Consider the following 22,488-nt stretch of genomic DNA (forward strand, 5'->3'; position numbering starts at 1 on the left):
ATTAAACTAGATTCATACAATCTAGAAAAAAGATTAAAGATAAGTTTGGCAAGACAGTTAATGAATTACACGGACTCACAGCCAATGGTCCGCTCACATCACTTAAGATGCTGTTGAAAAACCAAATAGCTGCTCAGGACAATGGAGCGAAGTGCGGTGCGAGAAAGCGGAGTTAAGCTAATACACTGCCATTAACTGCTGGATAAGTCGGCTTCACGATAAAGCTTAACCAAATAATAAGTGTCAATCAGCACGATAAAAAAGTTAACTAAGGCAACAGGATAAGCCCCAATTGCCACACCGTAGGCCACAAATAAAGCCGCACCAATGAGATTCCACCAGCGCAGTTTCTTAATGTTTGACATCATCAGTGATATTGCAACGACCACTGAAGCTAAATAACCAACCCATTCCCAAATTGTAGCGTTATCCATATCCAATCCTTATCTATATATTATTTAAATCAAACGATTGATACGCCAATCACACCACAGGTAATAAGCTGGCTCATTGCATTTAGCGTTTAACGACAGCCGCCGTCATCCGTGAAATACAAGTCAGTTCACCCGCGCTGTTGTGGATTAAAACCTCCCATACAGAGCTGCGCTTCCCTAAGTGGATAGGCTTAGCCGTGGCGGTTAATACCCCATTACGGGAAGCCCGTAAGTGGTTAGCGTTAATTTCTTGACCGACACAATAGTACTGCTCAAAATCCACCGCGAAATTTGCCGCATAGCTGGCAACGGTTTCAGCAAGCGCGACATTCGCGCCACCATGCACTATGCCCAAAGGGTTATGCACCGCCGGACTGGCTGGCATAGTGGCCTTCATGTAATCGTCGCCAATCTCACTGATCTCAATTCCTAAAGTCTGCATCAAGGTGCCTTTGCCACCCATACCGGCATCTAAACGCGCGCAATCCTCTAACGTTACAGCTCTAAACCAAATACTCATTGCAACTTCCTAGTCAATAAAACCAATCAGCAGTTTACTGTGAAGTGGATGAAGTTCAACTAGTTTACTCTCAGCTGGTCACATCAATATCAGCAAAAATAAGGCTCAAACTAACCAAGATTTAACGGTACTTAGCTGACTAAACCAGACAAGAAATAATCCCCACACCACGACTACACTTGGCATAATTAACGCGTCAGCTCCTAGCACCACAGCCGCTTGCTGAATGCAAAATACATAGGTCATTTGCAACAAAATAGCGATAAGCGAGGCGACCAACACTTTATAAGCAATTAATTTTCTGAATAACAATAATAGGCATCCTAGAACCCCTGAAACCACGGCAAAGCCAAACACAGCATCAACCCAAATTGGCGTCGTTTCATAGAGTTTAATTTGATCTGGGCTCATCTGTGCGAGTGCATCTGGCGTCATAGTCATTTGCATCACAAAAGCCATCAGCCCCATGATATTCCACAACAAACTGAGCGTTGCGACAAAGTAAAACCACAGTGGTGCCTTGATATTCATGGTTTTCAGCGGATTTGAGGTGGTATCCATACTCACTCCTAATAAAAACTGAAAAAAAGAGATAAAAAAGGGATGGTTAACCATCCCTTTGTTTCAGTCTAGCTCACAAATTGCACTTGTGAGTTAACCCCATATACAGGTTAACGGCGACGACGCTGCAAACCAAACAAGGACATCAGTGCTAAACCTAAATAACCTAAAGCACCGCCATCATCTTTAGGCTTTGGCTCAGGTTTTGGCGGGACTACTGGCGCAGGATAACTTAAAGCAACAATCACAGGATCATGATCCGATGCAGAAAAAGCATTTTCAGATTTAACCAGATCACCAGAGAACTTCTTACCGTATTCAAACAAGCTAGATTCCACTGAGTTGATATGCCAATCTTCAATATCCACTAAACGTTTGGCTAAGCTAGCATTGGCTAAAGCATGATCTAAGTTACCTAACTCGCCGTTATAGCTATAAGAGAAAGTGCTTGCACCGTGGGCTTTCGTGTTCAAGTTGATAAAGCCATAACCTTTTTCAATCTTGCTGCCTTGGCGCTCAAACACTTTGCCGTCGAGCGTCGTCCATGAAGCGGTCAGGATGTCACGATCTGACTTGCTCGCATCGAAGTCGGTTAGTACACGGATAGGATCCTCCATACCATAGGCATTCATATCACCGATGATCAGTAAGTCGCCTTTCACGTCTTTTAGCGTTTCACCCAAGACTTTGGCCGCAGATACGCGGAAAGCATTACACTTGCCCTGTTGATCGGCAGGATCAACTGACTCTTCGAAGTTAGCCCAATCTTCTAAACAGCCTGAGCCTTTAGATTTCAAATGGTTAACGACTACGGTCAGAGACTCATCATGGATTTTAAAGGTTTGCGCTAAGCTGTGACGTTGATAAGCATCATTACCAGGGTTAGTCTCAGTTTTGCCATCTTTAGTACGAGTCACGCTGCCAGCACTGGCGTGCTGTTCTGGAGTACCGATAACTTGTGCGGCCCCCGCTAAAGTCACTTTACCACCACGGTATAACATGCCGACAGTGATCGCATCTGTGCCAAAGTACTTGCCGTCATACTTATCAGCATCGGTGATTTCAACAAAGCTATAGGCGTTTTCAGGCGTCTGCTTGTCATTTAGTGCATCGACTAAATCCTTAATAGCACTCTTCTCACCAAAACCGTTGTTAGCAATTTCCATCAAACCCACAATATCGGCGTTCATAGCGGTAATAGCGCTAACGATTTTAGTACGTTGCAGCACCATTTCTTCCAGCGTTAGGGCGCCACGGTTACTGCCTGATGGATTGGTATCGCCACCATCAACATCGTTAAAGAAGTTCAGCACGTTAAAGCTAGCCACGCGCAGATCACCCTTAGTTGCAACACTTGGGGCTTCAGTTCTATCGTCACCACGGATAAAATCACCCGCTGTAATAGTATTAGTCGCCACTAAACGATAAGCGCCGTAGCTGTAACCAATCACACCTTGCAGGTTAGTCAGTTGATCGCCAACACGGATGTAACCCGTTTCCACATTGAAATCAGGGAAGTATGGAATAACACCATTGGCAGGCTTGTAATCGGATTCGATAAAGAGTTGGTTTTCGCGGTTAGATTTAACTAATGCCGTTGCTTCAGCAGAAAGCGCTGGATACAGCTGTGTAGGCTTCATCAAAGGTGCTTGATATGACACTAGCATGTTATTGCGACTACCCGCATAGTCGAAGCTGAAGGTGCGGCTGATTTTAAGATCACTGCCCGCATCTAAGGCCACATTCATGCCTTCATAGCGCTCTAATGCTTGCGCTAAGGTTTCGCCATCGGCCACATAGAAAGGTGCGGCAATAGGGACTTCACCCTTAGCGCCAACATCAAATTTCTTATCGGCTTTAATATCGATTTGAGTTAGGCCAAAGTATTCTTTCACTTTACCCTGCACACACACTTCAACCCCTGGTTGAATCGCTTCAGGTGCAGCTTCACCTAAGAATACAAATACACCATCAGAGGTATACGGTGAGTTATCACCCTTAACTTCTTGTAAGTAAAAACCTTTAAACAAACTTTCACCACGGGCAGTCACTACGCCACGCACAGTCACTTCGGCTTCAGATTCGAATGCCCCTGCTGGTACAAATGGGCTCGACTCGCCCGCACCTTGTACTTGATAAATAGGCACAATTTTAGCGCCAGTACAGCTAAAGAGCGGCACTTCTGGCTCAGCAGGCGTTTCTAGAGAACCTAAACCAGAGAAGGTATCTTTAGGTAATTGTTCCCACTGGGCGGCATTAAATACTGTATTCGCCACTAACGCATCTAATTTACGTTTTAAGGTAACGTCTAATCCCCAACCCGTTGGCGTCGGCACATCACCAATAATATCGATGACTGCATCATCTTTCATTAAGGCAACCGCATCACCGCCATTAAAACTTAAACTACCAGAGTAACTATCAACCCCTTGAGCAACAGTAATAGTACCGCTAGTATTTAAAATAACTTTTGTCGATTTTGCCGCAATAGTTTGACCACCTAAAGCCACCATATCCGACGCAACAGTAGCACCATCTTTATAACGAACCAGTTTATAACCCGCGAGATCAATTGCCGTATCGCCGCTGTTATACAGTTCAATCGCTTTATTATTTGAGCTACCTTCAACATATTCGGTGATCATCACATCTGCGCTTGCCATCATAGGCAAAGCCGCTGCAACAGCTAAAGAAATAGCCGTTAATTTATTAACATTATCCATATCATCAACCCCATTATTATAATATTGCCGCTAACTTCTATTAACGTGCGAGCGGATTATTTCAGAGTTGAATGCGTAAAAAAAGAGGGCAAGATCGCACATTGCCAATGTAACACATTGATGAGTAACTAATTATAGACACCTCACTGTTCACCTAACAGAACAGGATGGTAAATCAAAAGTATTAGCCATGTAAAAACAAACAGTAAGAGCAATACACATAAGCTCAAAGCATCTAGTGTCCAGCTCAAATAATAATCAATATTTTAATGTGATATTTTGATGATATTATTCGGTATGCAATACCCAATAATATATAAGGAACACGGGTCCTTAAAAGGTAATGGATATAATTAAAACTTAATTTAGCATTCATTATTTTGAAATAAACATAACAGTCAAACTGCTAAAGTGGATGATTTATACCCTTGGTTATTGCAGCAGATTAATGTTGATGATGGGTATAAAAATGAAACATAAAGCCAGTCTGAGAACCAACGACTGTAAGATAGTGAGCTCAATATTAAAACAATAATGCGAATTTTACAGACAAAAAAATACCGCTCATTTAGGAGCGGTATTTTCAATTGCGGCGTATTACACGTCGCAGCTAATCAATTACTTTTTAGCAGGTTCAGCTACTGGCGCCGCAGAAGCTTTCTCGATTGATTTCAACTCAACTTCGAAAATCAACGTAGAGTTTGGTGGAATAGTACCAGTATCACGTACGCCATAGGCTAATTCCGATGGGATCACAAACTTGAACTTAGCGCCAACAGGCATTAATTGCACGCCTTCAGTCCAACCTGGAATAACGCGATTCAAAGGGAACTTAGCCGCTTCGCCGCGTTTATAAGAACTATCAAACTCAGTACCGTCAAGTAAAGTACCGACATAATCCACTTCTACAGTGTCTTCTGCGGCAGGCTTTTCACCCGTGCCTGGAGTTAATACTTCATATTGTAAGCCAGACTCAGTTGTCACTACACCAGGCTTAACCTTGTTTTCTTCAAGGAATTTTTTACCATCTTCGATATTTTTCGCAGAAATCGCTGTTGCTTGTTCCTGACGTTTATCGTTTAACTTTTTATCTAGACCTTGAAGAATGGTTTGCATTTCTTCTTCGGTTAAACTTAATTGGTCATTCAGACCATTAGTGAAACCAGTGACGATCAGAGTGCGATCAACTGGCAGGCCTAATTCTTCTTGCTCTTTGATATGGCCAGACATATAACGACCGATTGAAGCGCCTACACTGTAAGCTTCTTTTTGAGCTTCAGTCGTTAATTCAACATTTGTACTCGTAGCTGCTTTTTCTTCTTGATTACAAGCAGATAGGCCAATAATAGCCAATGCAACTAACGATAATTTATAAATCGATTTCATTAAAGCTTCCTCAGCATCCTCAAGCGGTTACAATAACCTAAGCGTGACAACTTTATACTAGTTATCTCGGTTATACCAACTAGATTCTTTATGGGTTAACAGTGATTAATGTCACTTGATCAAGTCTAAAGACAACAACTTAGGGAGCAAGTTCATGAAGAAAAATCTACTGCTGGTAATTTGCACAGTTTTTCTAATCGCTTGCCACCCCAAAGCAGAAGATATCAGTGTTCTCACGACAGAACCCAGCTATAGCGCGAGCCTATCAAGTAATGGGCAATTCGCCTTAGTTGCCACTCAAAGTAGTGGAGTTCAATGCTGGGATCTCAGCACCCATACCCTCAAATACCAATGGATACATGGCGATATTAATACTGGCGTCACAGGTACGGCGATTTCTCCCAACGGGATATTTGCCGCATCGTTAAGCCGAGATTCAGTTGCTATGTGGAAAATAGCCGACGGTAAGCCTTTGGGCTGGTGGTCCTTACCTTCATCCGGTGAAAGTGTCGCGGTAGCCGATAATGGCGCACTACTTATTGGTTTAAATGATGGTTCAGTCATGTCGCTTAATGCCGAAAAATCTGCCTTAATCAAGTTTCTTGGACATAAAGAGCGCGTCAATAGTGTAGCCCTATCTGCTGATGGCCGATTAGCATTAACGGGGTCAAATGATATGCAGGCGATTCTCTGGCAGGCACAAACTGGCCAACCGCTTCATACGTGGACACTCGGCAGCCGTATAACCAAAGTGGCACTCAACGACAGTGGTAGTTTAAGTTTTACCAATGGCAGCACAGATGAAGCAAAGATCTGGGATAACACAAGCGGTAAGCTATTAAACAAGCTGGATATTACCCGTCGTCAAATGAACTTTTCAGCGGTGAGGTTTATCAAACAAGACAGCCAGATATTAACAGGTACGCCAGCGCGGGAAGTTATACTCTGGCAACGTGACTCGGGTAAACAAATTGAAAAATGGCAGGTTGCACTCACTAAAAACAGCCAAAATCGAGGAGCCGTTGTATACTCTGTGGCAATTCGAGATACCAATAAAGTCGTTAGTATCAGTAGCCAAGGCTTAGTTGAAACTTGGCAGAAATAGAGGTTAGCCATGCAAGGCGTACAAGCACAGATTGAAGATCTAGAAACCAAATTGGCTTTTCAAGAGCTCACAGTCGAAGAATTAAACCAAGAGGTCATCAAATTAAATCGACTGGTGGCTCACCAGCAACACCAAATTCACATGTTAATTGGTAAGTTGCAGGACATGGAACCGAGTAATATGGCGACTCAGGCTGAAGAAACGCCACCACCACATTATTAACACTGACGCTTTAGATGTTAACTTTGATTAAAAAAACAGTTACTGCAAAATATCCAGGGAATGCGATGTTTAAACATTTAATGCCAAAAGAAACCCCAACTCTATTACCCATAGCGTTAGTGGGTGAACCCATTCTAAGGCAGACTGCAATCACAGTGAACCATTTCGATGCCGAGCTCGTGCATCTTGCCGAGCAAATGTCTGCCAGCATGGACGCTGCCAATGGCGTTGGTATCGCAGCCTCCCAAGTTCACAGCCCTTTAGCCTTATTTATTATGGCTTCTCGCCCTAATGAGCGTTATCCCGACGCGCCCAATATGGCGCCTGTGGTCGTGGTTAATCCGCAAATCATTAATGCATCAAGCGAGTTGGTCAGCGGAGAAGAAGGCTGCTTATCTGTACCGGGGCAAAGATTTACGATACAAAGACATCAAGCCATTGAAGTACGCTATCAAAATTTACAAGGCGAGTGGCAACAAACCGGATTAACGGGCTTTATTGCACGGATTTTTCAACATGAATTTGATCACCTTCAAGGGATCACATTACTCGAGCGTTCACTTATGCCAGAACAGACTCAGGCGATTTCAGCCCAATCCATCAAAAAAGGTGAAGCGCAATAATGAAACTGTCCTTCGTTACATCTTTTTCTCGCGCATTTATTGCACCAACCTTGGCAATGGGATTGATTTTAAACTTATCTGGCTGCGCTTATAACAGTATTTTCATTAATTATCCTGCGCAGATTGAACCACTCAAACAAGAGCTTAATAGTGCGACTCCCATGGCCGATATCGACAAACTTGCCAGCAATATCAATGGCAATGACGGCTTACTCTATGCCCAAGAAGCGGGACGAATTGCTCAAGTCGCCGGCGATTTTGCTGCCAGTAAAAAATATTATCAGCAAGCAGTAGATGCTTATACCGCCTTTGATGATAAGGCCAAAGTCAGCGTTAGTGACATTGGCGCAACAGCCAGCAGCTTAGTGTTAAACGACAATGCGATTCCGTACCGAGGCCCAGGGTATGAACGCATCATGCTGCACCAATACCAAGCTCTTAACTATTTGTTTAGTGGAGACTATCAGGGGGCTCTAGTCGAAGTTCGTCGCAGTAACGAACTACAGAGCAGCGAGCAAGAACGCTATCAAAAATCACAAAAGTCAGTTCAAGCCATGGCAAACGGCACCATAGATGCCGAGGTTAACAAACTAGGACAAGCCGCGGGCACAGTCACCAGTTCTTTCTTAAACGCTTACAGTTATTACACGACTGGTGTACTGCACGAAGTGCTGGGTGAGCCGAACGATGCCTATATCGATTATCGTAAAGCAGCACAAATCACTCCAGATAACACCTATTTACAGCAAGATCTGGTCCGTCTCGCCAAGCAGCTCGGCATGCCACAATATGATGAGTTTAAGCGCCGTTGGGGCGATGCTAAGTTGCCCAATCCCAAAGATGGTCAAGTAATTTTGATGGTCGAGCGCGGCTTTGTGCCAGCAAAACAAGCTCTCACTGTACCTTTTACTATCCATGGTAACTGGCAGACAGTGTCACTCGCTACCTACATGCCAAACAATACTTTTGTGCCAGAGACGCAAGTGCAAGGTTTAGGTACAGTGCTGAAAACTGAACCTATTGCCAATATCGATGCCTTAGCCATCACAGCACTCAAGGAAGATCTGCCCGCGACGCTAGTCCGTCAAGTCGCTAGAGTCTATGCTAAATCTGAGATGGCCTATCAGATTGAGAAGAGTGGCAAACCGGGTAACAATGCGGCCGATATTGGCAGCATAGCGATGCAGATTTTTAACGTAGTAACAGAACAAGCGGATCGTCGTAGTTGGCTGACGCTCCCTAAACAAGCACAGATCGGGCGGCGTTATTTGAGTGCAGGTGAATACACTTTGCAGTTAGATAAAGCGCCACCGGCTAAAATTGATGTTGCAGCAGGCAAAACCACCTTAGTCTGGGCAATTGATACTGGTAATTACACCCGAATTTATTCAATAATCATTTAGCCTAGCGGTTGTGGTATTTGAATAAGACGTGTGTCATTAAGTTTATACAATCACAAAATGGAACTGACTATGAAACAATTTAAACTGATTTTTGTACTGGCTGCCGTTATGGGTCTAGCTGCATGTCAATCTAAAGTCGAATATGGCGATGCCACAGAAGTTGAAACCGTCAATGAGAACTTTGGCTCGACGGATCTACAAGCTATTGCAGCCAAGATGGTGGATAGCATGATGACTTTCCCTCCTATCGTGGCAATAACAGCCAATGACCGCCCGATTTTATTTGTTGATAGCATCAAAAACAAAACCTCAGAACATATCGACACTGAGTCTGTCACTGACTCTATCAGTAACAAATTATTGCGCTCAGGCAAGTTCCGTTTTATCGACATGACTAAAGTAGATTCAGTCCGTAAACAACTAGATTACCAAAACAACACTGGCATGGTTGACCCATCAACCGCCATCAAGTTTGGTCGTCAAATTGGCGCTCAATACATGTTATATGGCAATTTATCGAGCATAGTGAAGCAAGACGGTAGCACTAAAGATGTCTACTATAAGATGACAATGCGTTTAATGGATTTAGAAACAGGCCTTATCGAATGGTCTGATGAAAAAGAAATCCGTAAGATGAAGTCTAAGTCTTTCTTAGGCATGTAATTGTCCTATTGGCACTTAATTCTGCCAAACAGTAATCTCAAGAAGCCAGCGTTAACGCTGGCTTTTTTTTACATTTTTAACATTGGTAATCCAAGGTAAATAAGGTAGTGTACTCGGCCAAAAATACACTGCGATGATGATGCTCAAAATTGGCGCTGGCGCGAGGGATAATTTGCCACAAAGGCAAACCTACACACACGATATTGAATGCAAACATCCAAGCAGAAAACAAAACAAATCGTTGAAGGATTTAAGTTGTGAACTTGTTTAAAGCCAGTCTCGTTGCCCTTACCTGCGGCACATTAATGTCGTGTGCAACCCAAAGTACACTCAATACGGGTCCACGTGATGCTAGCGCTTATATTAGCCAATATCAGGCTGCGCTTCGCTCGCAGGTCATCTCCGATATTCACTATGACTTGGATTTTCAGCTCACAGGGGACGCCGAGTTTTCCGCCACCTCCAAAGTGACATTTCAATTAAGTGAAGTGCCAAAACAACTGAGCTTAGATTTAAACAAGGCGCAGATAAAACGCTTTATCATCAACGGTACCGCCGTATACCCCAATTACAATGGCGCTTACATCAGCTTAAATACGCGTTTGCTCACCTCAGGTGAAAATACCATAGAAGTGCAATTTAGCCGTGCCCACAGCACCAATGGTGAAGGTTTACACCGTTTTAAAGATCCAATCGATGGCAAGGTCTACCTCTACTCTCATTTTGAACCCGCTGCAGCTCAGCAAATGTTCGCAGTGTTCGACCAACCGGATCTCAAGGCTAACTATCAAATTACGGTAACAGCGCCCAAAGACTGGCAAGTCATTAGCTCGATGCGTGAAAGCCAAATCACCCCAGCGGGTGCTTACAATCGTTGGACTTTCCCACAAACACCTAAGCTAAGCCCATATAACTTTTCGATGCACGCGGGCCCTTATCACATGTGGCAAGACAACTCAGGCCGCTATCCTATGCGCCTGTTCGCCCGTCAATCCGTTGCTAACCAAGTCACGGAGCAAGATTGGTTTACCTATACAAAACAAGGATTAACTTTTTTCGATAATTACTTTGGTATTCCTTATCCCTTTAAGAAATACGATCAAATTCTAGTGCCAGACTTCCTTTATGGCGCAATGGAAAACGCGGGCGCAGTGACCTTTTCCGAAGATCTCTTCCTTCATAAAGCGGCTATGACAGCGGATCAGAAGCAAAATCTTGCGGGCGTGATCATGCACGAAATGGCGCACCAGTGGTTTGGCGATCTCGTCACCATGAAATGGTGGAACGGCTTGTGGTTAAATGAAAGTTTTGCTTCATTTATGGGCACACTTGCGACTCAAGAAGCCACAGAATTCACCAATGCTTGGCGTACCTTCTACGCTAAAGGCAAGCAAAAAGCCTACGAGCAAGACAGCTTAGTCACCACGCACCCCATTGAAGTACCCGTAGCAACGACTCAGAACGCCTTCGACAATATCGATGCTATCACTTACCAAAAAGGCGCATCAACGCTGAAACAATTACGCCATTTACTCGGGGACATGGTGTTTCGTCGTGGCGTCAGTAACTATTTAAAACAATATAGTTATCAAAATGCTGAGTTAGACGATTTTATCAATAGCCTAGGGAAAGCCGCTGGCCGCGATTTAAGTGCATGGACTCAAGAATGGCTCTACAGCGCGGGCGTTAACACCATCAAGGCGGAATATCGTTGTGAAGGCAACCGAATCAGCGAATTTAGCCTACGACAGCTCCCTGCAAGCGCAGAGCTACCCACATTACGTGAACAAAAAGTCCAAGTGGCTTTATTTACCCAAGGTCGCTTTGATCTGCGAAATGACATTACAGTGCCAGTGACTTACAAAGGCGAGCGTACTGAAGTTAAACAACTGATTGGTGAGCGCTGCCCAGACCTAGTCTATCCAAACTTTGATGATTGGGGCTTTGTGAAAGTCGAGCTTGATGACAAGTCATTTAATACCGCAAAACAACAACTGAGTAATATTTCCGATCCACTACTGAGATCTATGCTATGGCAAAGTCTGTGGGACAGCGTCCGCGAAGGTAAATTGAGCTTAGATCAATACCTAAGCACAGTGTTTGTTAACGCGCCTGCTGAGACGGACTACACGATTGTTGGTCAGATCATCGATAGCATGTTGCGCTCGAAGGAATATCTCGCGCAGATCGCCCCTATTCAGCAAAACTACGCTGAAAATGCAATTAAAGGCTTAAGCCAAATGAGTCTGAGAAAAGCAATGGAAAATAAAGGCGATAATGATTTCCAACGGATCTGGTTCAATGCCTATGTCAGTTTAGCAAGCGACAGAGATTCACTGCGTCATTTAGCACAACTCATTGATGGTGAAACAAAAATTAAGGGGTTAACTTTAGATCAAGATTTACGATGGGCAATCATAACCCAGCTTAATCGCTATGATTTTCCTAACGCGCTGCAGCGCTTAACCAAAGAAGCTGCCAAGGATAATTCAGACTCTGGTGAAAAAGCGGCACTTGCGGCACAAGTGATCCGCCCTGAAGCGGCCGCAAAACGTCGTTGGTTAAGTAAAGTACATCTAGACAGCCTACCTTTCTCCAAACAGCGGATTATTATGCAAAATCTTTATCCTGCTGAGCAAAAACTATTAAGCGCAGCTACAGCGGAAGAGCGTCTGGCGAGCTTAATGGATATGGACAAAAAAGGGCCTGTATTTATGCGTAATTATAGCCATTTCCTCATCCCAACCGATTGTAATTACACTAGCATAGCGGCATTGGACAAAGTACTTGATCGCCAAACTGGGCTATCTAACCTTACCCGCCGTAATCTACTGGAAACCCGTCAAATAGAGCAGCGTTGTGTGCTGATCAAAAATAAGATGACCCACTAATATTTAGGTCATTTTAAAATTAAAAAGGGGCTCCTAGGAGTCCCTTTTTTATGTTCTGTTACAGATGAGTCTTAAACTTGAACCAGCACACAAGATGTTACCCGCGCGAAATTAAGCTCACTAACCTTTGATATAAACAAGCCAGCATTCTGAATAATGAATTAATCACACTCACAACCAATGACATATTTAATTAAATTGTTAGCTTGAGCTTATGTATTTTAACGGCTTACTGACGATAACTAATGTTATTTATCACCTGTAAAATATTATTCATCTCTTCAGTTTAGTCTGCTAAGTTCCATCAGCTCATCAAATAAACAACCGCTGACGCAATCGTTATTGATATAAAAATCATGTAATTATTAAATTCATAAATTATGGGCGTCACTTCTAAATTTATTACTATAATTCTTCAATGATTTAATGTTTTGCCCCGTACTGCCGCTATACTAAAACAATGTTAGAGAGCTAACGGAATATAAAGGATATAGATTATGCGATCGACACTCAAAACGCGGCTGCTGTTTAGCAGTCTTTCCGCTGTACTGATCACTATTGCTGTACTCGTGAGTATCTCTAGTTATTTCATTAGAAATAATGCGTTAGAAAACACCCAACATGAAATTGACCAACTGGCGAAGACTTTTTCATCCGGCATAGGTCAGTGGATACAAGACAGAAAAATGGCCATTACTAGCCTAAAGCAAACCATTGAAGCCAATCCTAGTACCAACGTTACCCCTCATTTGTTGCAAGCGCATACTGCGGTTGACTTTGCCCTCACTTACTATGGTGACGAGCAAGGCAACATGTATCGCCAAGATCCGTCGCTGAATACCGCAAATTATGATCCCCGCGTTCGCCCTTGGTATATGGATGCTAAAACGGCGGGTAAAATGATCATGACGGCGCCCTACGTCAGCGCCACATTGAAAAAACAAGTCGTAACTATAGCAGAACCTGTGATGAGCTCAGGCCAGCTCATAGGCGTAGCGGCTGCAAACTTAACCATAGATCAGTTAACAGATGCAGTGCAGCGCCTCCAAGTACCAGGCAAAGGTTACACTCTGATGGTCGATAATGCAGGGCTCATTATTAGTCATCCCAATAGCCAGCTAAATACTCAACAACTCACTAAAATCGATAGTAATTTTAGTAATAACTGGTTATCACAGCGCACTAATGCCAATACGATGGAAGAGCGAAACCTCGATGGTGCCACTAAGTTAGTCTATGTTGCGGCAATACCCTCAACAGACTGGGCGCTGATTTTCGTAATGGATAAGCAAGAAATCATGTCACAGGCAACCGATCTTGCTTGGTGGATGTCAGCCGTAGGTGTTGCACTATTGGTGCTGTTTGGTTTAATTTTAATCGCCATCTTTAAAATTCAATTCAAAGATCTCGAACGCGTTGCCCAAGCACTCAATGATATTGCCGAAGGCGATGGCGATCTCACTGTGCGCATTCATACTGCCAACAGTCACGATGAAATTGGTATGTTAGCTTCGGGGTTTAACCGCTTTGTAGAACGTCTACACGGTATGATTTCCCGCATGCACAAGATTGCGGGCCAATTGGAATATCAAGCCAAAGGAAGTAGTGCGTCGGCAACGGATAACAGTCAGCGCATTGAAGTACAGCAAGATGAAGTGACTATGGTTGCCACTGCGGTGACCGAAATGGCCAGCGCCACCGAGGAAATTGCCAGTAATGCTGAGCATACAGCGCAGACCGCTCAAAATGCGGTCGGACTTTCAAACCATGGCCATAAACAGGTAATGCAAAGCCAGCAATCTATCCGTAATTTAGCCAGTGAAGTAGAAACTGCAGGGCGAATTATCGGTGAACTGAACGAGCACTCACAAAAGATCAACAGCATTTTGTTGACCATTAGTGGCATCGCAGAGCAAACCAACTTACTTGCACTCAATGCAGCCATTGAGGCGGCACGTGCAGGAGAACAAGGTCGTGGCTTCGCTGTAGTTGCTGATGAGGTGCGTGTACTGTCACAACGTACGCATTCATCGACACAAGAAATTCAAGCGATGATCGAAACCCTACAACAAACCGCAGGCAAAGCCGTTAAGTCTATGACTCAAAGTCATGAAATGGCAGAAACCAGTGTGGCCGATGCTAATTCAGCCAGCGAAAGTCTGTTGCAAATCAGCAAAGCCATTAATGATATTTCAGATATGGCGAGCCAAATTGCCACTGCAGCCGAGGAGCAAACCTCAGTCACCAGCGAAATCAACCGTAATACAGAGTCGATTCGTGAAGTGTCAGAGAATCTCTCGATTGAGGCACAAACGTCTATGGTCCAAGCTCAAGAGCTCGCCCATTTAGCCGCATCATTGCAGCAGGAAGTTAATCGCTTCAAACTGTAATCAAAAGCCTTATTTTATATAAAGATTACATCAACAGTTCCATACAATAATGCCCGCAAGTGTCAGTGACATTTGCGGGCATTTCTTTACATATTATTTCTTCAAAGACTTACAATGGCTCGCCTAAAGCGAGCTTAAATGATCTTCATCGCTTTATTTTCAGGAATATTGGCCTCAGGCCGAAGCTCAGCATGTAAGTTTCTTAATCCTTGATAACCCATTTCAATTCGATTTCCGCCATTCTTTTTAGCTTTATACATAGCAGTATCGGCACAGGAAATAAGCTGTTTCTCATCTTCACCGTGCTCTGGATACAGAGCAATACCGATACTCGGCAGAATATGGATCTGCTGTTCGGCAAGCTCGAAGGGTTGCTCGAATACTTGCAATATTTTTTGCGCAGCCAGCAGGGTATTATGTGCTGAATCGACTCGTTCAAGTAAGATGACAAACTCATCCCCCCCAAAACGCGCAACGGTATCTGAGCCCCTCACACAACTGACTATTCGCTGCGCTGTCACTTGTAGTAATAAATCGCCCACGCTATGACCAAAAGTATCGTTAACCCACTTAAATCTATCTAAGTCTAAATAAAGCAAAGAGAAATAACTTGATTCCCTATGGGCTCGAGATAGCGCCTTTTGAAATCTATCGTAAAAAAGCTCACGATTAGGTAACAAGGTTAACTGATCATAAAGTGCAATATGCTCTAATCGCGCGAGCATTTGTCGACGCTCAATCGCAAAGGCTATTTGTGTAGAAACAAACTCCAATAACTCACGGTCTTGGTGTGTATATGAAGCCGAAGTGGGCAAGCTATGCATAATCAAAGCGCCGATAACGCCTTTCTGTAGCTTCAGCGGCACACCCAGCCAACTTAAACTGCCATTACCCAAATCTTCACGAATCGCTTGGGGATAATCAGTTAAGGTCACGGGACACAGGAGTAAAGACTCAGCACTGCGGATCACTTGATCAGTGAACACACTGAAACTTGCAATATCGATAAGTGAATCCTTGCCAGTAGCGGCTTTATAAGGAAAACTTAATTCATTTAAATCTTGATCGTACAATGCAATAGCAAAGTTTGCTGCAGGCAATAATTTAGCAATAATTTCATGAATTCGACGATATAGGGCTAGCAAGTCCTCAGCGACATGCACAGCCTCTGAAATCTCATATAAGGCTGCTTGTCTACGTTCGGCATTTTTGCTCTTAGAAATATCTCTAGCGACTGCGACACGTTGTTGATAAGCATCGGACCAACGTGCAGACCAAAGAATATCGACGATAACACCATCTTTACGCACATAACGGTTTTCAAAATCGACTTTAAAGCGACCAGCCATAATTTCATTGGCCGTTGCGAGAGTGCGTTCCCTATCCTCTGGAATGACAAGATCTAGCATCTGCATACCCATCATTTCTTCTGGGGTATAGCCAAAAATACGTTCTGCCCCAGCACTGACAAATTCAAACCTCCCCGCTTTATCGACGACACAAATAGCATCCAAGAGAAGGTCGATAAAATTGCTTAAGGAAGTGTAGCCATCATTATTCACGTAATTCTCCAATAAACGTCCGTCTTTGGCTAAGTCCTAAGTTTGATCATAAGCATAAAAATAATAATAACGCACTATTAGAGTAGGTTAATTTTCAATGTCATTCCAGAGTTGGCTAAGTTAAGTCCGACTTTTACAGAGTTAAATTCAAACAAAATCAAACACAATACTTAAGGCCATCGGTGGCACTATTTGAATCTGGACGACAGATATCGGCACAATGCCCTAAAGTGTTGGTCAACATCAGGGCGCAGCTTTGGTACGCGCAAATCGCATTAAAGGAATTTATTTTTGGACCAATTGTGCTCTCCGTTACATCAACCCAACCATTTTCGCCTTGGGCTTGCCATGTGGTCGCACTCGAATTGGCAAGAAAGTGTGTATGGTCACGGAACTAAACAAGCGGAGCGACTCGCCCGTTACGCGACAATATTCAATACTGTCGAAGGGAACACCAGCTTCTACGCAACGCCTGCACAGCAAACGGTAATGAATTGGCACAGTGCCACGCCCGATAGCTTTCGTTTTACCTTCAAACTACCGCAAACCATCACTCACCAAAGATTATTGCAACACTGCGGCCAAGAATTGAAAGATTTTTTCCAGATAATGACACCATTAATCGATAAAACAGGGAGCTGGAAAATTCAACTGCCCGCCCATTTCGGCCCAGAAAACTTGCCTGCGTTAGCGCAATTTCTAGATCAAATCCCCCAAGGGTTAACCTATGGCGTCGAAGTCAGGCATGCTGCGTTTTTTGCTAAGGGAGATGCCGAGCGTGCGCTTAATCGATTACTCATCGATAAAAAAGTGAATCGCATCATCATGGACAGCAGGCCCTTGTTTGCACTGCCGCCCTGCAATGTCGCGATTATCGACGCTCACAAGAAAAAACCTCGAGTGCCAGTGCATGCGATTGCCACCGCCAATAATCCAGTGGTGCGCTTTATCGGCCAACCAGACGATGCCGTAACACAACTCGCACAGCAAGGCGTTACTGCTTTACCTAAGGATAACGATGCCTTTTTTGATAATTGGCTCACCCAACTCCCGCTGTGGCTCGCAGAAGGTCGAGAACCCTATCTGTTTATCCATACTCCCGACAATGAAGCCGCGCCTGAACTAGCCATCCGTCTCTATCAAAAATTGCGCAGCCAAATTGCAGCGCACATTCAACTCGCCGAGCTAAGACTACTTGATAAGAAACCTGAGGAGACAAGCACGCAGATGGGACTTTCTTGGTAAAACGGGCGCTAAGTAAAATGGACGTAAGAAGAAACCCACGGCAAACTCGCCGTGGGTATATACCCAAACAACCTGAAGATGCAGGATTCAGCGGGAATTTAACGCACTTTAGGCAAGGCCATTTATTGCTCCTGCATAAATGGCATTCACGCCATCCATGGCGATTGCGGTTATTTGCAGGCCTAGCGGGCTAAGTTAAAAATAACCAACGCAGCATAAAGTGCGTTAAAACCCGCCGGGACGGAGCGCCCAGGGCACTCCACTTCCGTGTTGCATCAATTCAAAAGGTGGCCGACATTCTGTCATTAATGCGCCTTGAATTGAAGCACCCTGGGCGCTCTGAAACTCGTATCTTCAGGTAGCTTGGGTATAGATGAAAAACAGCTTTAACTCGGGATAAATAAGTTATTCATTTGCTCAAAACCAAGGGAAATGGCTTTAGGTATTGAATCCTTATCAACGGCAATAACCGCATCTTTTGACTCTCGCTGAAACGGTTTTGCCTTAATTGAATTTAACAAAATTGGATTAAGCAAAGTGCTATAGGCCTGTAAAAATGAAGCTGGGCCAGTGGAAAAACGCTGCACACCTGCGGCAAATAACTCGCCGATATCCATCTGCTCATTCAATGGCATAAAATTCAGTGGCATATCCACAGCGGCAGACAAGCGCTTAGCGGTCTCGACCTGATTCGCGCCAGGGATAAAGCCACCATCAGCACCCGCAGCCTGATATTGAGTTAACCTATCGATAGTCATAACAACAGCGGCCTCACCACTGGCTAAACCAAGTAAATACACATCAGTTCGCGCATTAATAAATAATCCTTGGCAACGAGGATGAGCACGAATAGCTTTAATTTTGGCCACCATCTCAGCAACACCTGCACTGCAATCCTCAATATTAATTCCTGCTACGCCAAGCTCAGCGAGCTTCGCAACAAAAGCAGCAACCTCATCGGGATCTTGGCTATAACCAGATTCAATATCTATCGTCACGGGCACTTGGCTCAGCCGTAGAATATTGTTCACTACGTCCAATAAAGCCGCTTTAGGTAGCGCTTGGCCATCGGGATAACCGAGCGACCAAGCCAATGCCGCGCTACTGGTCGCAATCGCACGGGCGCCCGATGCTTGGATGATGGCCGCACTGGCGGCATCCCAAGCGTTAGTTAATATCAGCGGCTCTGATTGTTGATGTAGTGCTTTGAAAAGTGTTCTAGATTGCTCAGCCATCTTATGTCCTTGTTGGTGTTGGAGGCTCAACTCTAACAAGATGGCTTAGGTAATTATCGCGGGAAACGGCACTGAACCGAAAAACCAAGCCCTCAAGGCTTGGCTATGTGAGCATTCAACTTGAGTATTCTTGGCTAACCCCAAAGTGCATTGGCAAGGATAAACACACTCGCGGAGAGCAACATAGTAATAGGTAGTGTCAGCAGCCAAGCAAGCATGATCTGCTTAATGGTTTGGATCTGAAGCCCCGAACGATTAGCCACCATAGTACCCGCTACAGCGGAAGACAAAATATGAGTCGTCGATACCGGCATCCCCGTCATACTGGCAATCCCAATAGAGACGGCAGCGGTGACCTGCGCAGCAATGCCCTGGCTGTAAGTCATACTCGATGAACCAATTTTTTCCCCCACGGTATATACAATCCGCCGCCACCCCACCAACGTGCCGCAGCCCAGCGCAGTCGCAATGGCAATAATCACCCAAATGGGCGCATACTCAGTAGTTCTAGTGAGATCTTTTCGCCATTTAGCCAATGAACTCAAATCCTTAGCAGGAAGATCCAATTTAGCCACTTGGCGAGCAGTATCATCGATGCACAACAATAAACGTCGCACCTCGCGTCGCTCTTCTACATCCATATCTTTGTAAGTCGAGACTTTTGCTAAGCGACGGTCAAGTAACGACATCGCCGGTAATACATTGGCAGATGAGCAATGGGCCAGCATATATTCGGGAACGTTGACTAAGGCTTTAAAGTCGATAACATCCGCGATAACGGCTTGGTTACGGTCATAAATCGCCATAATGCGACGATTAGCATCTTGAGTTCTTTCTAAATCATAGGGTTGACTGCCCATGTCCAAGGCAAAATAAGCCGGTGCCATACAAATCAGCACTAGCATCACTAAACCTATCCCCTTCTGTCCATCGTTAGAACCATGGGCGAAACTCACCCCCATAGCAGAGATAATTAAACTCGCCCTTGCCCAAAATGGAGGGTGTTTTTTACCATTAATCTGCATCTGCTCATCTGGGGTACGGTGAATTTTATGTTTCTGCCAAACGTATTTCATGATGAGCAAAAAAATCCCTGCCATCACAAACCCTAAGGTCGGCGAAATAATCAAGGACAGCATGATCTGCGTTGCTTTAGAGACATTAATGCCCTGCAAGATAGGCTGATGATTTATCCAAGCGAACGCGCCACCCACGCCCATTATCGAACCAATCAAGGTATGGGAACTCGATGCCGGAATACCAAAATACCAAGTACCTAAGTTCCAGATAATTGCCGAAAATAGCAGGGAAAACACCATCAGCAAGCCTTGGATTGAGTCCATACCGAGCAAGGAGTCTACGGGTAATAAATGCACTATCGCATAGGCCACCCCTAACCCCCCTAACAGCACACCCGCAAAATTAAATAGTGCGGAGGTAACGACCGCCAGATTTGCCGGCATTGCCTTGGTATAGATCACCGTCGCCACCGCATTTGCTGTGTCGTGGAAGCCATTAATAAATTCGTATGCCAGTACAAAAAGTACGGCAAGGACTAAACCCACCGACCACGCAAAGCCTAACGTTGTGAACATTTCAAACATAAAATACTTACCCATGGCGAGAACGCCCACAGGTTACGCCCAAGTTTGGGGTCTTTTACAGTGAAAAATTGTTTAGATTGTCAAAAAGTGAATTAGCCCCCAATAACTCAGTAGCATGCTTGCAATTAACACTGGCTTGATTTTATTCGGCCAAATGAATATTTGTGCCGCGAAAAGGTGCAATATATTGATTCAATATTAAATAAGCCAACTAAAAATAGTGTTCATAACCATACGCCGTAACAGGGTTATATCCCATGATCGCCTAACCGAAATCGCTGTGGCGTCATCCCAAAACGCTCCTTGAAGGCTTTGATATAGGATGAATCATTTTGATAACCAATTTGGTGGGCCACATTCTGTATTGATAGGTCAGTGGCCAATAACGACAGCGAATAGATCAGCCGCAAATGTTGACGCCATAATACGAATGAAGAACCAAACTCCCTCACAAATAGCCTCGACAATGTTCGTTCCGATGCCCCAACCATCTCACCCCATTTCACTAAAGAGAAATCTAAAGCTGGCGTTTGGGTTAAATGCTCAAAAATCAATTTTAGGCGCCTATCTTGCGGTATCAGTAACTTGAAAGTCTGTCCTTCCGCACTATTAATTTGATCATATAACACCTCAAGCAAACGCAGTATTGGCGCCTGAACCATTGGCTCAACATTCGTTGGGGTATTAAAAGCACATTGTTTTCTGAGCGTTAACACTAACTCCCTTATAAAAGCACTCATAGCGACAGGCTTAACCATGGCACCATAATCTCGACCATACATAGGATTCAAATAGACACCAATAAAGCAGGTATCTGTAATCGCAACAGACTCATGCATGACACCTGCAGGCACAAAAAGCGCTGTGGTATGGGGAACCAAAAAAAGTGCCTCATTTGCCTCTGTCTGTAACAGGCCTTGAAGCGGAAAAATAAGCTGATGCCAACAGTGCTGGTGTAAAACATCCACATAACCCTTCTGCATCTCAATCGTTTTGACAAAAGAAGGCATATTAGGCGCTTGCTCAATAATGGCGTTAATCGAATCGAGTTGGCGACTTAGCATTATTACTTGTCCATATGACGTTATTCAGCCAAATAAAAAGGATTGTAGCATAGCGTTATCCCATAAAAGACACAGGAAAACTCGATGCGCATTCATTGCATTATCCATGAAAGCTATGAAGGTCCAGGCTATTTTAGCGATTGGGCTGCAAGCAAAAACTACAGTATGAGCTTTAGCAGAATCTATCTAGATGAAGCTTTACCCGACAATAGTGATGGTTTTGATCTATTAATTATCCTCGGTGGCCCTCAGTCTCCCGCGACATGCAAAAACGATTGTCCATATTTTGATAGCCAAGCAGAACAAAGGTTTATCAGACAAGCTATCCAAAAAAATAAAGCCGTTGTGGGGGTTTGTCTTGGGGCACAGTTAATCGGTGAGTCATTAGGTGCCCGTTATCAAAAGAGTCCACATGCCGAGATTGGTTACTTTCCTATTGAACTGACTGCGGCAGGAAAAAGTGATATTAACCTTAAGACATTTTCGACCACTGAAGTGGTCGGCCACTGGCATAACGACATGCCTGGCCTCACTCCCGATTGCGAAGTGCTCGCCACAAGTGCAGCCTGCCCGCGGCAAATTGTACGTTACACAAATTTAGTTTTTGGATTTCAATGCCATCTTGAATTTATTAGTAGCCAATTAGCGCCATTAATTGCTCAAGAAAATGCTTTTTCTAGCATACAGAAAATGCCATATATTCAAAGCCCTGAATTCATACTGGGGCAATCAACGGCTAGGATGAATCAGTTACTGGGGCATTTTTTAGATAATCTAGTCCTAACCTATCAAGCCGTATAAAGTAAAAAGTGGCTCAAGCCAAAACAAAAACGCCAGCTAAGTTAGCTGGCGTTTTA

The 22,488-nt window shown here is 44.1% G+C and carries 18 protein-coding genes; 9 read left to right on the forward strand and 9 right to left on the reverse strand.

All coding sequences use genetic code 11. The annotated features are described in order from the left end of the window. Positions 1-191: 191 nt before the first annotated feature. From L5M40_RS08620 to fkpA, 5 genes are all read right to left on the reverse strand, one after another. Positions 192-434: a YgjV family protein gene (locus L5M40_RS08620; RefSeq protein ID WP_028761593.1), complete on the reverse strand. Its 243-nt coding sequence runs from the start codon at positions 432-434 to the stop codon at positions 192-194. Between the two features lie 82 nt (positions 435-516). Beyond that, positions 517-954, reverse strand: coding sequence for a PaaI family thioesterase (locus L5M40_RS08625; RefSeq protein WP_259529458.1), 438 nt, complete (start codon positions 952-954; stop codon positions 517-519). Positions 955-1,059: 105 nt separating this feature from the next. Next, positions 1,060-1,515, reverse strand: coding sequence for a hypothetical protein (locus L5M40_RS08630; protein WP_263163751.1), 456 nt, complete (start codon positions 1,513-1,515; stop codon positions 1,060-1,062). Positions 1,516-1,625: 110 nt separating this feature from the next. Then, a complete protein-coding gene (gene exeM / locus L5M40_RS08635; RefSeq protein ID WP_263175762.1) occupies positions 1,626-4,238 on the reverse strand; it encodes an extracellular exonuclease ExeM in 2,613 nt (870 codons plus the stop codon). 618 nt (positions 4,239-4,856) lie between these two features. Further along, positions 4,857-5,624, reverse strand: a complete 768-nt coding sequence (gene fkpA, locus L5M40_RS08640; RefSeq protein WP_131524662.1) for an FKBP-type peptidyl-prolyl cis-trans isomerase — start codon at positions 5,622-5,624, stop codon at positions 4,857-4,859. A gap of 154 nt (positions 5,625-5,778) precedes the next feature. Here fkpA and L5M40_RS08645 point away from each other — a divergent pair, with 154 nt between their 5' ends. The 7 genes from L5M40_RS08645 (at position 5,779) to L5M40_RS08675 (ending at position 14,921) form a co-directional block, all read left to right on the forward strand. After that, positions 5,779-6,729 carry a WD40 repeat domain-containing protein gene (locus L5M40_RS08645; RefSeq protein WP_028761597.1) on the forward strand — a complete coding sequence of 317 codons (951 nt, stop codon included), beginning with the start codon at positions 5,779-5,781 and terminating at the stop codon, positions 6,727-6,729. Positions 6,730-6,738: 9 nt separating this feature from the next. Beyond that, a complete protein-coding gene (locus tag L5M40_RS08650) occupies positions 6,739-6,951 on the forward strand; it encodes a SlyX family protein (RefSeq protein WP_006080410.1) in 213 nt (70 codons plus the stop codon). 65 nt (positions 6,952-7,016) lie between these two features. Beyond that, positions 7,017-7,574, forward strand: a complete 558-nt coding sequence (gene def / locus L5M40_RS08655) for a peptide deformylase (protein WP_263256510.1) — start codon at positions 7,017-7,019, stop codon at positions 7,572-7,574. After that, positions 7,574-8,977, forward strand: coding sequence for a COG3014 family protein (locus tag L5M40_RS08660; RefSeq protein ID WP_263175764.1), 1,404 nt, complete (start codon positions 7,574-7,576; stop codon positions 8,975-8,977). The genes def and L5M40_RS08660 overlap by 1 nt, the downstream gene beginning before the upstream one ends. A gap of 69 nt (positions 8,978-9,046) precedes the next feature. Next, positions 9,047-9,640 carry a penicillin-binding protein activator LpoB gene (gene lpoB / locus L5M40_RS08665; RefSeq protein WP_173246506.1) on the forward strand — a complete coding sequence of 198 codons (594 nt, stop codon included), beginning with the start codon at positions 9,047-9,049 and terminating at the stop codon, positions 9,638-9,640. Between the two features lie 257 nt (positions 9,641-9,897). After that, positions 9,898-12,531 carry an aminopeptidase N gene (gene pepN, locus L5M40_RS08670; protein WP_263256512.1) on the forward strand — a complete coding sequence of 878 codons (2,634 nt, stop codon included), beginning with the start codon at positions 9,898-9,900 and terminating at the stop codon, positions 12,529-12,531. A 497-nt stretch (positions 12,532-13,028) separates the two neighbouring features. Continuing rightward, the gene (locus L5M40_RS08675) at positions 13,029-14,921 is read left to right on the forward strand and encodes a methyl-accepting chemotaxis protein (RefSeq protein WP_105250050.1); all 1,893 of its coding nucleotides are present in this window, start codon (positions 13,029-13,031) and stop codon (positions 14,919-14,921) included. A 134-nt stretch (positions 14,922-15,055) separates the two neighbouring features. On the opposite strand, the gene L5M40_RS08680 is transcribed toward L5M40_RS08675, so the two are convergent. Next, positions 15,056-16,483, reverse strand: coding sequence for a GGDEF domain-containing protein (locus L5M40_RS08680; RefSeq protein WP_263176835.1), 1,428 nt, complete (start codon positions 16,481-16,483; stop codon positions 15,056-15,058). Positions 16,484-16,774: 291 nt separating this feature from the next. Here L5M40_RS08680 and L5M40_RS08685 point away from each other — a divergent pair, with 291 nt between their 5' ends. Beyond that, positions 16,775-17,728 (forward strand): DUF72 domain-containing protein, encoded by a 954-nt coding sequence (locus tag L5M40_RS08685; RefSeq protein WP_173497342.1) that lies wholly within the window; start codon positions 16,775-16,777, stop codon positions 17,726-17,728. A gap of 386 nt (positions 17,729-18,114) precedes the next feature. Here the strand turns inward: L5M40_RS08685 and L5M40_RS08690 are convergent, their stop codons facing one another. The 3 genes from L5M40_RS08690 to L5M40_RS08700 form a co-directional block, all read right to left on the reverse strand. Further along, complete coding sequence (locus L5M40_RS08690; protein ID WP_263176836.1) at positions 18,115-18,963, reverse strand: isocitrate lyase/phosphoenolpyruvate mutase family protein; 849 nt, start codon at positions 18,961-18,963, stop codon at positions 18,115-18,117. A 134-nt stretch (positions 18,964-19,097) separates the two neighbouring features. Further along, entirely contained in the window at positions 19,098-20,567 is a 1,470-nt protein-coding gene (locus L5M40_RS08695) for an inorganic phosphate transporter (RefSeq protein ID WP_105252986.1), read from the reverse strand. Between the two features lie 248 nt (positions 20,568-20,815). Further along, a complete protein-coding gene (locus L5M40_RS08700) occupies positions 20,816-21,631 on the reverse strand; it encodes an AraC family transcriptional regulator (RefSeq protein WP_263172466.1) in 816 nt (271 codons plus the stop codon). An 84-nt stretch (positions 21,632-21,715) separates the two neighbouring features. On the opposite strand from L5M40_RS08700, the gene L5M40_RS08705 reads away from it, so the two are divergent. Beyond that, positions 21,716-22,432 (forward strand): type 1 glutamine amidotransferase, encoded by a 717-nt coding sequence (locus L5M40_RS08705; RefSeq protein WP_263176837.1) that lies wholly within the window; start codon positions 21,716-21,718, stop codon positions 22,430-22,432. Positions 22,433-22,488 lie beyond the last annotated feature (56 nt).

The sequence above is a fragment of the Shewanella sp. SM68 genome (assembly GCF_025653925.1).
GTDB classification, from domain to species: Bacteria; Pseudomonadota; Gammaproteobacteria; order Enterobacterales; family Shewanellaceae; genus Shewanella; species Shewanella oncorhynchi.